15 protein-coding genes are annotated in these 13251 nt (G+C 52.1%); 6 read left to right on the top strand and 9 right to left on the bottom strand.

Going from position 1 to position 13251, the window contains the following annotated elements; translation table 11 throughout:
- Positions 1-46: 46 nt before the first annotated feature.
- The 5 genes from sspB to zapE all read right to left on the bottom strand — a co-directional run bounded on the left by sspB (position 47) and on the right by zapE (position 3693).
- Positions 47-550: a ClpXP protease specificity-enhancing factor gene (sspB, locus tag ACO7SM_RS02250; protein ID WP_490469516.1), complete on the bottom strand. Its 504-nt coding sequence runs from the start codon at positions 548-550 to the stop codon at positions 47-49.
- Between the two features lie 5 nt (positions 551-555).
- Positions 556-1194, bottom strand: a complete 639-nt coding sequence (sspA, locus tag ACO7SM_RS02245; RefSeq protein ID WP_490469515.1) for a stringent starvation protein SspA — start codon at positions 1192-1194, stop codon at positions 556-558.
- A 316-nt stretch (positions 1195-1510) separates the two neighbouring features.
- Positions 1511-1903: a 30S ribosomal protein S9 gene (rpsI, locus tag ACO7SM_RS02240; RefSeq protein ID WP_003860436.1), complete on the bottom strand. Its 393-nt coding sequence runs from the start codon at positions 1901-1903 to the stop codon at positions 1511-1513.
- Positions 1904-1918: 15 nt separating this feature from the next.
- On the bottom strand, positions 1919-2347 hold the full coding sequence (gene rplM / locus ACO7SM_RS02235; protein WP_024551131.1) for a 50S ribosomal protein L13: 429 nt from the start codon (positions 2345-2347) through the stop codon (positions 1919-1921).
- Positions 2348-2565: 218 nt separating this feature from the next.
- Positions 2566-3693 (bottom strand): cell division protein ZapE, encoded by a 1128-nt coding sequence (zapE, locus tag ACO7SM_RS02230; protein WP_490469514.1) that lies wholly within the window; start codon positions 3691-3693, stop codon positions 2566-2568.
- 192 nt (positions 3694-3885) lie between these two features.
- Here zapE and zapG point away from each other — a divergent pair, with 192 nt between their 5' ends.
- From zapG to degS, 3 genes are all read left to right on the top strand, one after another.
- Complete coding sequence (zapG, locus tag ACO7SM_RS02225; protein WP_162379323.1) at positions 3886-4284, top strand: Z-ring associated protein ZapG; 399 nt, start codon at positions 3886-3888, stop codon at positions 4282-4284.
- A gap of 167 nt (positions 4285-4451) precedes the next feature.
- The gene (gene degQ, locus ACO7SM_RS02220; RefSeq protein WP_490469513.1) at positions 4452-5819 is read left to right on the top strand and encodes a serine endoprotease DegQ; all 1368 of its coding nucleotides are present in this window, start codon (positions 4452-4454) and stop codon (positions 5817-5819) included.
- 92 nt (positions 5820-5911) lie between these two features.
- Complete coding sequence (degS, locus tag ACO7SM_RS02215) at positions 5912-6979, top strand: outer membrane-stress sensor serine endopeptidase DegS (RefSeq protein ID WP_490469512.1); 1068 nt, start codon at positions 5912-5914, stop codon at positions 6977-6979.
- A 73-nt stretch (positions 6980-7052) separates the two neighbouring features.
- On the opposite strand, the gene mdh is transcribed toward degS, so the two are convergent.
- A complete protein-coding gene (mdh, locus tag ACO7SM_RS02210; RefSeq protein WP_192613659.1) occupies positions 7053-7991 on the bottom strand; it encodes a malate dehydrogenase in 939 nt (312 codons plus the stop codon).
- A 415-nt stretch (positions 7992-8406) separates the two neighbouring features.
- Between mdh and argR the strand changes: the two genes are divergently transcribed.
- From argR to yhcN-B, 3 genes are all read left to right on the top strand, one after another.
- Positions 8407-8877: a transcriptional regulator ArgR gene (gene argR / locus ACO7SM_RS02205; protein ID WP_162379319.1), complete on the top strand. Its 471-nt coding sequence runs from the start codon at positions 8407-8409 to the stop codon at positions 8875-8877.
- 377 nt (positions 8878-9254) lie between these two features.
- Positions 9255-9518, top strand: coding sequence for a peroxide/acid stress response protein YhcN (gene yhcN / locus ACO7SM_RS02200; RefSeq protein ID WP_162379318.1), 264 nt, complete (start codon positions 9255-9257; stop codon positions 9516-9518).
- A 99-nt stretch (positions 9519-9617) separates the two neighbouring features.
- Positions 9618-9884: a DUF1471 family stress response protein YhcN-B gene (yhcN-B, locus tag ACO7SM_RS02195; RefSeq protein ID WP_162379317.1), complete on the top strand. Its 267-nt coding sequence runs from the start codon at positions 9618-9620 to the stop codon at positions 9882-9884.
- A gap of 62 nt (positions 9885-9946) precedes the next feature.
- Here yhcN-B and ACO7SM_RS02190 read toward each other — a convergent pair whose 3' ends face one another.
- The 3 genes from ACO7SM_RS02190 to aaeA form a co-directional block, all read right to left on the bottom strand.
- The gene (locus ACO7SM_RS02190; RefSeq protein ID WP_490469511.1) at positions 9947-10219 is read right to left on the bottom strand and encodes a barstar family protein; all 273 of its coding nucleotides are present in this window, start codon (positions 10217-10219) and stop codon (positions 9947-9949) included.
- 124 nt (positions 10220-10343) lie between these two features.
- The gene (aaeB, locus tag ACO7SM_RS02185; RefSeq protein ID WP_490470853.1) at positions 10344-12311 is read right to left on the bottom strand and encodes a p-hydroxybenzoic acid efflux pump subunit AaeB; all 1968 of its coding nucleotides are present in this window, start codon (positions 12309-12311) and stop codon (positions 10344-10346) included.
- Between the two features lie 5 nt (positions 12312-12316).
- A complete protein-coding gene (aaeA, locus tag ACO7SM_RS02180) occupies positions 12317-13249 on the bottom strand; it encodes a p-hydroxybenzoic acid efflux pump subunit AaeA (RefSeq protein WP_490469510.1) in 933 nt (310 codons plus the stop codon).
- Between the last annotated feature and the right edge of the window lie 2 nt (positions 13250-13251).

Here is a 13251-nt window from a genome sequence, read left to right as displayed (position 1 = left end):
GAATGCAAAACAGGCCCCTGGGGGCCTGTTTGATTTCATAGACGACTTATTTTACGACGCGGAGCGCCGGTCGACCACCACGCGGCGGTGGCGGCGGATCGTCATCGGGACGGTTGTCATCATCATGATCCGGCTTATCGCCATCGATAAGCGACATGACCGTTTCGCCCTCAACACCAGCGATTTCGTCGTCATCATTGATACTGGTGACGTTTTCGTCGTAAGCGGCTTCAGGTTCGAACATTGTACCCGCGCCATTCTCACGTGCATAAATCGCCAGTACGGCAGCAAGTGGAACTGAAACCTGGCGAGGTACGCCGCCAAAGCGCGCATTGAAACGCACTTCGTCATTCGCCAGCTCCAGGTTCCCCACCGCACGAGGCGCAATGTTCAGGACTATTTGCCCGTCACGCGCATATTCCATGGGGACATGCACGCCAGGAAGCGTCACATCCACCACCAGGTGCGGCGTTAGCTGGTTATCCAGCAGCCATTCATAAAATGCACGCAGCAGGTATGGACGGCGTGGGGATAGCTGTGACAAATCCATACAGATTAACCCCGGCCGAGGCGCATTTCACGCTCAGGTTCGGTCAGCGACGCCAGGAAAGAGTCACGCTCAAATACGCGAGTCATGTACCCTTTCAGCTCTTTCGCACCCGCACCACTGAACTCAATGCCCAACTGCGGCAAACGCCACAGCAACGGCGCCAGGTAGCAATCGACCAGGCTGAATTCATCACTCAGGAAATACGGTTTCTGACCAAATACAGGCGCAATCGCCTGCAACTCTTCACGCAGTTGTTTGCGTGCAGCGTCAGCTTCAGAAGCAGATCCGTTTACGATGACGTTCATCAGCGTATACCAGTCTTTTTCTATACGCTGCATGTACAGGCGGCTTTCACCGCGAGCAACCGGGTAAACCGGCATCAGCGGCGGATGAGGGAAACGCTCATCAAGATATTCCATAATGATGCGAGATTCCCATAGGGTCAGCTCACGATCCACCAGTGTCGGTACGCTCTGATTCGGGTTGAGGTCAATCAGATCCTGAGGTGGATTGTCCTTTTCCACGTGCTCGATCTCGAAACTAACACCTTTCTCAGCCAGCACAATGCGGACCTGATGGCTATAGATGTCAGTAGGACCAGAAAACAGCGTCATTACCGAACGTTTGTTGGCAGCGACAGCCATGAAAACCTCCAGGTATATTCAGAATTTTTACTGCTACCAGCCACCAGGTGACCAGTCAGAAGTTATGTTTCCCATCGTCGGAAAAGTCATTCGCTGTTCAAAAATCAAACAAAAAATGAACAATACTCGATATTTGGGCAGAAAATTGGATGATAGTTTACCAGATTTTGTGACCTTTGTGGTGAGTCGATTCTGGAAATGGGGAAAAAGAGGGCGCTAATCGGAGGATAGCGGTGCGTTTGATGGTGATATATCGATAAAAAAACCCGCCGAAGCGGGTTTTTCGCCAACTGTGCTCTGCCGAAGCAGAAACCAATTAACGTTTGGAGAACTGCGGACGACGACGTGCTTTACGCAGACCGACTTTCTTACGTTCAACCTGACGAGCGTCACGAGTAACGAAGCCAGCTTTACGCAGTTCAGAACGCAGGGATTCGTCGTACTCCATCAGAGCGCGGGTGATACCGTGACGGATCGCACCAGCCTGACCAGAGATACCACCACCTTTAACGGTGATGTACAGATCCAGTTTCTCAACCATGTCGACCAGTTCCAGCGGCTGACGAACTACCATGCGGGCAGTTTCACGACCGAAGTACTGTTCCAGAGAACGTTGGTTGATTACGATTTTACCACTGCCCGGTTTGATGAAAACGCGAGCTGCGGAACTTTTGCGGCGACCAGTGCCGTAGTATTGATTTTCAGCCATTGCCTATAATCCCGATTAGATGTCAAGAACTTGCGGTTGCTGTGCCGCATGGTTGTGCTCGTTGCCCGCGTAAACTTTCAGTTTACGGTACATAGCACGGCCCAGCGGGCCTTTTGGCAACATGCCTTTAACCGCGATTTCAATCACACGCTCAGGACGGCGGGCAATCATCTCTTCAAAGGTCGCTTGTTTGATACCGCCGATGTGGCCAGTGTGGTGATAGTACACTTTGTCAGTACGCTTGTTGCCGGTTACAGCAACTTTGTCAGCGTTCAGAACGATGATGTAATCACCGGTATCTACGTGCGGAGTGTATTCCGCTTTGTGCTTACCGCGCAGGCGACGAGCCAGTTCAGTAGCCAGACGGCCCAGAGTTTTACCGGTCGCGTCAACAACATACCAGTCGCGTTTTACGGTTTCTGGTTTAGCTGTAAAAGTTTTCATTAAAAGCTTACCCAAATAAATAAGTTACACGTTGGTGAACACCCAAACGTTTAGTCAGTTGAGGTTCACACGACATTGTCCAGCAAACCTACCCCTTCGAATAGCCTATGCCGGCGCAGAGAAAGTTTCGGGAAAAAAACTCTCTTGTAACGTGGGGTCGCAAGATTATAGAGAAGTCGGGGTCAAAGGTCGACCCCTTTATGTGATTTGCGACAGGTTTAACCGGCAAGGTGCTCCCGCTTGAGGTACTCCTCGCTCTGCATCTCCTGTAAACGCGACAGACAGCGCTGAAATTCGAACTTCAGACGCTCGCCCCGATAGATCTCATATAAAGGTACGGCGGCGCTAACCACCAGTTTGACGTGGCGCTCATAAAACTCATCCACCAGCGCAATAAAGCGACGCGCTTCGCTTTCCATCAACGGCGTCATCACGGGAACATCAAATAACAGCACCGTATGGAAAAGACGCGACAACGCAATGTAGTCATGCTGGCTGCGGGCATCCACGCACAGCGTAGAGAACGAGACTGCCAGCGTTTGGTTTTCTACTCCCAGCGTTGCGAGCGGACGATGGTTAACTTCCAGCGTCGGCGCATGCTCACGCTTTGCTCCCGCAAGCGCCAGCCAGAGCGAATCCATCTGCCGCTGCGTGTCATCGTTGAGCGGGTCGAGCCATAAATGCGCCTGAGTCAGCGTACGCAGGCGATAATCGACCCCGGCGTCCACATTCATGATGTCGCAGTGCTGTTTTATCGCGTCGATGGCCGGAAGAAAACGCGCACGTTGCAGGCCGTTACGGTACAAGTCGTCCGGTGGAATGTTGGATGTCGCCACCAGCGTGATACCGCGAGCAAACAGCGCCTTCATTAATCCACCCAGCAGCATCGCATCGGTGATATCCGAAACAAAAAACTCATCGAAACAGAGCACATCCGTCTCGGCTTTAAAACGATCGGCAATGGTCTCCAGCGGATCGGTTTTCCCCTGTAGGGCGGTCAATTCTTCATGTACACGCAGCATAAAGCGGTGGAAATGCAGTCGCTGTTTACGTTCGCCCGGCAAGCTGTGATAAAACAGATCCATCAGCCAGGTTTTCCCGCGTCCCACCCCGCCCCACATATACAGGCCGCGCACCGGTAAACGTGTTGCTGGCTCACGTTTTCCCAACAATTTGCCAAAACGGGCCATCAGTCCACCGGCCTGTGGCTCAGGGGACACGCTGCTCGTCAGCTCCTGGTAAATGGTTTCCAGCCGGTTAACCGCTTCTTTCTGTACGTCGTCGGGTTGATGGCTTCCCTCGTTGAGGGCATGGAGGTAACGCGATGTCGGGGAAAAGCTTTGCATGATGTTATTGTTATTCCTTGAGAATCGATGTGCCGTCGTTCACGGTTGACGAAAAAAAGGCCGTTCTACACTACGCGATATAAAGTCGGGATTCCACTTCTACGGGATTAGCGGTTATAGTGGCATAATCAGGCGCAGGCATGGAGCCTAAAGCCAACACCCTACGGAAACAAAAGACAACGGGAGATGTTCATGACCTGGGAATATGCGCTAATTGGGTTAGTCGTCGGTATCATTATTGGTGCCGTAGCCGTGCGTTTTGGTAATCGTAAATTACGTCAACAGCAGGCATTGCAGTACGAACTGGAAAAGAACAAAGCTGAGCTGGAAGAGTATCGTGAAGAGCTGGTCAGCCACTTTGCCCGCAGCGCTGAGCTGCTGGATACCATGGCGCATGATTATCGCCAGCTATATCAACACATGGCAAAAAGCTCCAGCAGCCTGCTGCCGGAACTGTCTGCAGAATCTAACCCGTTCCGTAATCGCCTGGCGGAGTCTGAAGCCGGTAACGATCAGGCGCCGGTTCAGATGCCACGTGACTATTCCGAAGGGGCATCTGGTCTGCTGCGTGCAGGCACTAAACGCGGTTAACCACACAACGTAAATTATTTTATTGGGCGCAGTCATTGCGCCCTCTCTTCTCTCCTGTCCCAGCTATTATTTAGTCAGCAGTCTCATTGTTGCCATGTCGAAAATTCAATAACATCAAACTGTTTTGAATCGTCTTTCCTTTCACTCAAGGTACGAGAGCAGGATCCATGAAAAAACAAACCCAGTTGTTGAGTGCATTAGCGTTAAGTATCGGTTTAACGCTCTCAGCGCCGTTTCAGGCCCTCGCGTCAATACCAGCACAAATTCCAGGCCAGGCAGCGCTGCCAAGCCTCGCCCCAATGCTGGAAAAGGTACTGCCTGCCGTGGTGAGCGTCAGAGTCGAAGGAACGGCTGTCCAGGGGCAAAAAGTCCCGGAGGAGTTCAAAAAATTTTTTGGCGATGAGTTGCCTGAACAACCGTCACAGCCATTCGAAGGTTTAGGGTCTGGGGTCATCATTGATGCCGCAAAAGGGTATGTTCTGACCAATAATCACGTTATCAGTCAGGCGCAGAAGATCAGCGTCCAGTTAAATGACGGGCGCGAATTCGATGCCAAACTGATCGGCAGTGACGATCAGAGTGATATCGCTCTGCTGCAAATTCAGAAAGCCAGTAATCTGACGCAAATTGCCATCGCTGACTCCGACAAGTTACGCGTAGGGGACTTTGCCGTCGCCGTAGGCAATCCGTTTGGGCTGGGGCAAACGGCGACGTCCGGTATTGTGTCTGCGCTGGGACGTAGCGGGCTGAATCTGGAAGGACTGGAGAACTTTATTCAGACTGACGCGTCCATTAACCGCGGTAACTCCGGCGGGGCCTTGCTCAACCTAAACGGCGAACTGATCGGTATTAACACTGCCATCCTCGCCCCTGGCGGCGGCAGTATCGGAATTGGGTTTGCGATCCCGAGCAACATGGCGCGTACGCTGGCGCAGCAGTTGATTCAGTTCGGGGAAATCAAGCGGGGTCTGCTGGGCATCAAAGGCACGGAAATGAGTGCCGATATTGCCAAAGCGTTCAAACTTGACGTACAGCGTGGTGCATTTGTCAGTGAAGTGCTGCCAAACTCAGGTTCCGCAAAAGCGGGCGTGAAGTCCGGCGATGTCATCACCAGTCTTAACGGCAAGCCACTCAACAGTTTTGCAGAGTTACGTTCGCGTATTGCAACAACGGAGCCCGGCACCACCGTGAAACTGGGTCTGTTGCGTGACGGTAAACCCCTGGAGGTCGACGTTACCCTGGACTCCAACACATCCTCCTCCGCCAGTGCTGAGATGATCGCCCCTGCGCTGCAAGGCGCTACATTAAGCGATGGCCAATTGAAGGACGGCAGTAAAGGCATCAAGATTGATAATGTTGAAAAAAGCAGCCCTGCGGCTCAGGCGGGTTTACATAAAGATGACGTCATCGTCAGTGTAAACCGCGATCGCGTGAACTCTATCGCAGAGATGCGCAAGGTGCTGGAGGCTAAACCGTCCATCATCGCCCTGCAAATCGTTCGCGGAAATGAGAGCATTTATTTGCTTTTACGTTAAGTCCGTCGTGAACCGGACATCAGCCTCGCGTGTGATGTCCGGTAAACTCATGGTATGCTGCTGCCGTTCCCTTTTTTAATGACGCCTCCATCATGTTTGTGAAGCTCTTACGTTCAGTCGCGATTGGTTTAATTGTCGGCGCCATTTTGTTGGCTGCTATGCCTTCGCTGCGCAAAATAAATACCCTTACGGCTCCGCAATTCGACAGCACCGATGAGACGCCTGCCAGTTACAACTCGGCGGTTCGCCGTGCGGCGCCTGCCGTCGTTAACGTCTATAACCGCAGTATGAACAGTACGGCGCATAACCAGCTTGAGATCCGCACGCTGGGCTCCGGTGTTATCATGGATCAGCGCGGTTATATCATCACCAACAAGCATGTCATTAACGACGCCGATCAGATAATCGTGGCCCTGCAGGATGGACGCGTGTTTGAGGCGCTGCTGGTAGGGTCAGATACGCTGACCGATCTGGCCGTGTTAAAAATTAATGCCGCCGGTGGACTCCCGACCATTCCGATAAACTCGCGCCGTACGCCGCATATTGGCGACGTCGTTCTGGCTATCGGCAACCCGTATAATCTCGGACAAACCATCACCCAGGGGATCATCAGCGCAACCGGTCGCATTGGTCTGAACCCTTCCGGGCGCCAGAATTTTCTACAAACGGACGCCTCCATCAACCACGGTAACTCCGGTGGCGCGCTGATCAACTCGCTGGGTGAGTTGATGGGCATTAACACCTTATCCTTTGATAAAAGTAACGACGGTGAAACGCCGGAAGGCATTGGCTTCGCCATTCCATTCCAGTTGGCGACAAAAATTATGGATAAACTTATCCGTGATGGTCGCGTGATCCGTGGCTACATCGGGATTGGCGGTCGCGAAATCGCGCCAATGCATGCCCAGAGCGGTGGGATAGATCAAATTCAGGGAATCGTCGTCAACGAGGTATCCCCGGATGGCCCGGCAGCTCAGGCTGGCATTCAGGTCAATGATTTGATCATTTCGGTGAACAACAAGCCTGCTGTTTCCGCGCTGGAAACGATGGACCAGGTGGCTGAAATTCGCCCTGGCTCGGAGATCTCGGTAGTCGTCATGCGGGATGACAAGCAGTTGACGCTGCAGGTGACCATTCAGGAATATCCGGCAACGAACTGAGTCTTTCCCGAAGCCAGAGACAAAAAAACCGGAGTCGCAATGCTCCGGTTTTTTTTCACTGATGGCGGTTCGCTTACTTATTAACGAACTCTTCGCCCAGGGTGATATCTTTCTTCAGCGTATCCAGCATACCTTCCATCGCATTCTGCTCAAAGGCACTCAGTTTGCCGATAGACTGGCGCTCTTCCACACCATTTTTGCCCAGCAGCAGCGGCTGTGAGAAGAAACGCGCATACTGGCCGTCGCCTTCAACGTAGGCACATTCCACAACGCCTTTTTCGCCCTGCAGCGCACGAACCAGCGACAGGCCAAAACGTGCGGCAGCCTGACCCATAGACAGGGTTGCAGATCCGCCACCGGCTTTAGCTTCAACCACTTCAGTACCCGCGTTCTGGATACGTTTGGTCAGGGCTGCGGCCTCTTCCTCGGTGAAGCTAACGCCAGGGATTTGCGACAGCAGTGGCAGAATCGTCACACCAGAGTGTCCGCCAATCACCGGTACTTCAACCTCAGTTGGCAGCTTGCCTTTCAGTTCCGCAACAAAGGTGTTGGAGCGGATGATGTCCAGCGTGGTCACGCCAAACAGTTTGTTCTTGTCGTAAACACCGGCTTTCTTCAGGACTTCTGCAGCGATAGCGACAGTGGTGTTCACCGGGTTGGTGATAATACCCACGCACGCTTTCGGGCAGGTTTTCGCAATCTGCTGAACCAGGTTTTTCACGATACCGGCGTTAACGTTAAACAGGTCGGAACGATCCATACCCGGTTTACGCGCCACACCCGCGGAGATCAGAACCACATCCGCACCTTCCAGTGCCGGGGTTGCGTCTTCGCCACAGAAACCTTTGATCTTCACAGCAGTTGGGATATGGCTCAAGTCAGTGGCCACACCTGGGGTCACTGGAGCGATGTCGTACAGGGAGAGTTCTGAACCTGAAGGCAGTTGATTCTTTAACAGTAATGCTAGCGCCTGACCGATACCGCCAGCTGCGCCGAGGACTGCAACTTTCATCCTAAACTCCTTATTATATTGATAAGCTAAGTGTTTAATGCTCCGCGGCGGCGACCTTAATTCACAAAATTAATGATTACAATACTCACGTGTCAAGAATGCGGAGTCACGCGAATTTGGCTTTTATGCATTTAATTTACGTAATCCAAAGCCACTGCAGCAGTAGAGCAACTTTTCCACAGGTGCGGACAATATACCCTACTCCCCCCTCAAAACAACATCAATTTGATAACATTTAATTTACTTTTAACCTTATTTGCGAGCCGTGACACAGGCATGTTTCTTGATAACGAAATTTGATAAAATTCCGCTCTTTCATAACATTATTTCAGCCTCGAACAAGGCAGACTGTTTGCATAAAAATTCATCTGTATGCACAATAATGTTGTTTCTACCGCCATATTACGGGTGACTTATGCGAAGCTCGGCAAAACAAGAAGAATTAGTAAAGGCGTTTAAAGCGCTGCTTAAAGAAGAAAAATTCAGCTCACAGGGTGAAATCGTCCTCGCTTTGCAGGATCAGGGCTTTGATAACATCAACCAGTCCAAAGTCTCACGTATGCTGACAAAGTTCGGCGCCGTGCGAACCCGCAACGCAAAAATGGAGATGGTGTACTGCCTCCCGGCAGAGTTGGGTGTCCCCACGACATCCAGCCCGTTAAAGAACCTGGTATTAGATATCGACTTCAATGATGCCGTTGTGGTGATCCATACAAGCCCTGGCGCTGCGCAACTGATCGCACGCCTGCTGGATTCACTGGGCAAAGCGGAAGGTATCCTCGGGACAATTGCGGGCGATGACACCATTTTCACAACCCCTGCTAATGGCTTCTCGGTGAAAGATCTGTACGAAGCGATTCTCGAACTGTTCGAACAAGAGCTGTAATCCCCTCTCCCCGCCGCCATACACGGCGGGGAAAATCCTGTCTTCCCCCCTGCTTCACGCATGTTTCCACTGCTTTTAATTTAACGAATAGTGCGTTTAACCGCTGAAACACATTCACCCAATCAATGATAAATTCAAAAACGCACATTTTGTTAAATATCATATCTTTATGAATTTATTAGCTTTAAATCGAAAAACTCGCCATCAGGCGCATTTTTAATTCCATGTGATTATAAAAACCATATTTTTTAATACTTAATTACCCACTAAACCATTAGCAGGGTATTAATTAATCGCGTGACTAGTGTATACTTGATTTTGTGATGAGGGTCACGAAACAAAAGACCCCAATAAAAGAATTCGACGAGGTAAATATCATGAAAATCAAAACAACGGTTGCTACGTTAAGTATTCTGTCTGTTCTCTCATTCGGTGCATTCGCCGCAGATTCCATCAATGCCCAGCAGGCGCAAAACCGCGAAGCTATCGGTTCGGTTTCCGTCAGCGCGGTCGGCTCTTCACCGATGGACATGCATGAAATGCTGAACAAAAAAGCGGAACAACAAGGCGCCTCCGCATATCAGATAACCGAAGCGCGTAGCGGTAGCCACTGGCACGCCACCGCAGAACTGTACAAATAAGTTACGCCTGGTATCGCTAATGCAAACAGTCACTCGCGGGAATATCGCATAAGAACACCCTGCAAACCGCTGAGTTAACCGTATTGAGGAATGTCTATAATGAACACTAAATATCTTATCGCTTCACTCGGCCTGGCTTCCGTTCTCTCTTTCGGCGCAAACGCCGCCGTACACCAGGTCAACGCGCAAGAAGCACAAAATCTGCAATCCATGGGCAGTATCTCTGTTTCTCAGATTGGTAGCTCGCCGATGGATATGCGTCAGGAACTCGCCGCTAAAGCCGAGAAAGCAGGCGCCAGCAGCTATCGCGTGGTTGAACTGAAAGAAGGGTCACAGTGGCACGCCACGGCAGAACTCTATAAATAAACCCTCGTCGTCTAGTCCGACGACTTGCCCCCGCCTGTCGGGGGCTTTTTTATACCTGACGTTTAGATCCGAACGTTAAAACGTAGCTGTCCTTCCAGCTCTTCTTCTGCTTCATCGAACAGCAAAATCAACGCCCCATAACGTCGGCGCTGCTTTTCAGGTAGATGAACAAACTCTATTTCCAGCGGCAACGGCAATACTTCGCCGGTCACTATCTCCCACAAAGAATCCAGATCGCTGATCTGTTCTCTGGCAATACCAAACATCCGCGCAAACTCACGGTAAAAATCACTCTGGTTTTCTATCTCATCAAAATCAAAGGTATAGATATTCATTGCCCGCCACCACCTCCGGTAAGCGCTTTCGCATCCCACCACACTACCTGCCACGACGATTCCTGCACATCGGTTAAGTATAGCCATAAAAAAACCGGCGCTTTTGGCGTCGGCTTTTCCGTGTTTAGTTATCCGTCAGGGCATGCTGGTATTTATGCAACATGCCAGAGAGGCGTTTTACCGGCTCCGTAACCTGCGGTGGCGCTTCCCAGATGCGCAGTTTTTCCTGATAGACATCGAGTTCCTCAAGGAGTTGTCCGAAGTATCGCCGACGCTTGTCGTCGCTGCTGGCGGAAATCACGCGATCGGCGGAGCGGCGAAGCTGACGGTGGAAAATAGAGAGATCGTCATTCACCGGAACCGGCGCGTCACGAAGACGTTGATGCGCAATGATCATCGTCAGCGCCAGGCGGAACTTGGGTAAGTCCCCGGGGAATTTGTTCATCAGCAAAAACAGTTGCTGGTAGAGCGCCGGCAGATGGTTTTGCTTACGCCGAACCACATTGGTGGTCATGGCTGAGACAGCCGCCGACACAAACTGATTGAGCAACACGCGACCGGTTCTGTCACGAGAGTTATCCCGCACCAGTAAGATCACGATAAACGCCAGCATACAGCCGACAATCTGCCCCAATGCACTGTCCAGAAACTGGCTGAAATGGAAGGTCATGGGGTTATCGAGCACGATGATGTTAATGGTACTCGCCAGCGCGCCCATGGAGCCCAGACGGCGTTTCTGGACTTCAATGCCCAGAAAGAAGCCCAGTACCGCCAGACTCAAACAGAGCAGCAACATACTTTGTTGGGTGTTAGGGATGATCACCAGAAAATAGAGTAACCCCAACGGCAGCGCCGCCAGCGTCCCGTAGATAAAGTCGATCGCGACCATTCGCGGATTCGGTAATCGCATCGCCAGTGAGGTTACGACGGCAATCATCACCATCGCGCCGCTACCCGACGTCCATCCCGTCCACAGCCAGAACAACGTCCCCAGCACGCATGACAAGGTGGTGCGCCAGAAGTTGACCATCGCATGGTGACGCTCGGCGGACTCCACCTTCACCACGGGCTCACCCTGTAAAACCTCTTCTTCAGTCGCACTGATTTTCGTATTGCCTACCACGCCGCGTTTCAATAACAGATACCGCGTTGCAGCCCCAGCCCAGGTGTACAGGGTGACAGGCGTTTCCCGCTCCCCCGTCCAGGCGATCACGCGGCGCATGCGCTTGAGCTGCCGATGAACATCCTGCGCAGTTTCAACGGGGGTTTCGAACAACTCACGAAACGTATCGGTGATCAGCTCCGGACGCGTATTTTGAATCATGTAGGTTTCACAGGATTGCGTAATCAGCGTCAGGGAGAGCGTATTCAGCGCCTTCAGGCGTCGGTTAGCACGCCCCCAGCGCGAGGACTCCATGTTCAGATTGCTGCGCATGCCATCCAGTGCCGCGGTACGGCGCACAAGTGCGCTCCAGGCGCGATCCACTTCCTCACTGTCACCGTGTTTAATACACAGTTGCATCAGTTGATACTGTGCGATGAGCAGGTTATCCAGTTCAAGATCAACCTCTTGCTTCACCGATCGTGGAGAGAAAATGAGATCCGCGACGATGGCGCAGACGATGCCAATCACAATCTCGCTACAGCGCTCAAGGGCAAACTGCGGCGTCAATAGCGGTTCCGTTTGAATGGTGATGACGATAATGAGTGCGGTATACCCCGAAAGCCCCCATGCGTAGGAATTTTCAAGGCGCACCAGAGAAGAGATCCAGGTACAAAATCCCGCCCAGATACAGCACACCAGAATCATCAGCAGCGGTGCGCGAATCATGGTGATGATGATCGCCAGCGCGGCGATACAACCAATAAAGGTTCCGATGATGCGCAACATACCGCGATAGCGGATGGCCCCGGAATAGGGTTCGCCTCCGGCAGCAAATGCCGGGCCCGCCGCAACAAGCGCCGCAGTCAGCACCGCCCAGCGTGGCGTTTCAAGCTGAAAGTGAAAGCCAACAAACAGCGCCAGTACAATTGCGCACGCCAGTTTTATCGCGAAGCGAACGTGTTGGCTGGCGATGGTGAACATCCCCATCATGATTAACCAAACTCGCGCAGACGATGCGCTATTTTGCGAAAGAAGGAATCCTGGCTTTCATCACGATCCTGCTGACCGGTGATCACGACCGTCGCCGTTGTGCCTGCTGGCCATATGTTGTTCTGCTGGTCATCAAGACGGATCCGCACCGGAACACGCTGCGCCAGCCGCACCCATTCGAGGTTGGAATCAATGGTCGCCATGCCTTTCGCATCGCGGGTACTGCTGGCATTTGTGACCCCTGCCGCCACGCTGTCCACACTTCCTTTTAATACCCGATTACTGCCCAGTGGCGTAATTTCCGCACGATAGCCCGGATGAACCCCCTCCAGCTTGGTTTCTTCCATATACGCCAGTACATAGAAAGAGTGCTGTTTTACCAGAGCAACCGCCGTGGAACCACGGGTAATAAACTCACCGGTATAGACGTTCAGGTTGGTGACCCACCCGTCTGCCGGCGCACGAATCACGGTTCGTTCGAGATCTAATTTTGCCAGGTCACGGGTAGCCTGCGCTCTCGCGAGCTGGTGTAATACGGTTTGCAGCATGTTGTTGGCCTGATCGATCTCTTCACGAGACATCGCCTGGACGCCAAGACGATTACGTCGACCGGCCTCCTGGCGTTTTTCCTGCGACAACACCTGGTAATACGCCACATCGGCTTCGGCCTCTTCAAGCGCCTTTTTATAACGCGGCTGATCGATGGTGAACAGCACCTGATCCTTTTTCACCAGTTGGTTATCGCGAACATTAACATGGGTGATAAGCCCTGCCACATCTGGCGCGATGGCCACAACATCCGCGCTGAAACGCGCATCACGCGTCCACGGTGACTCGGTGTAATAGACCCAGGCACGAAAAATGGCGATGAACGCCAGAATGACCAGTAACAGCGTAATGGCCGTGCGGGAGATTTTTCTTGTTAGTGTTTTCACTT

The sequence above is a fragment of the Citrobacter sp. LJND-P06 genome, from assembly GCF_058188415.1.
Note: the sequence above shows the minus strand (reverse complement) of the source record. Positions and strands in the feature narration are given on the sequence as shown.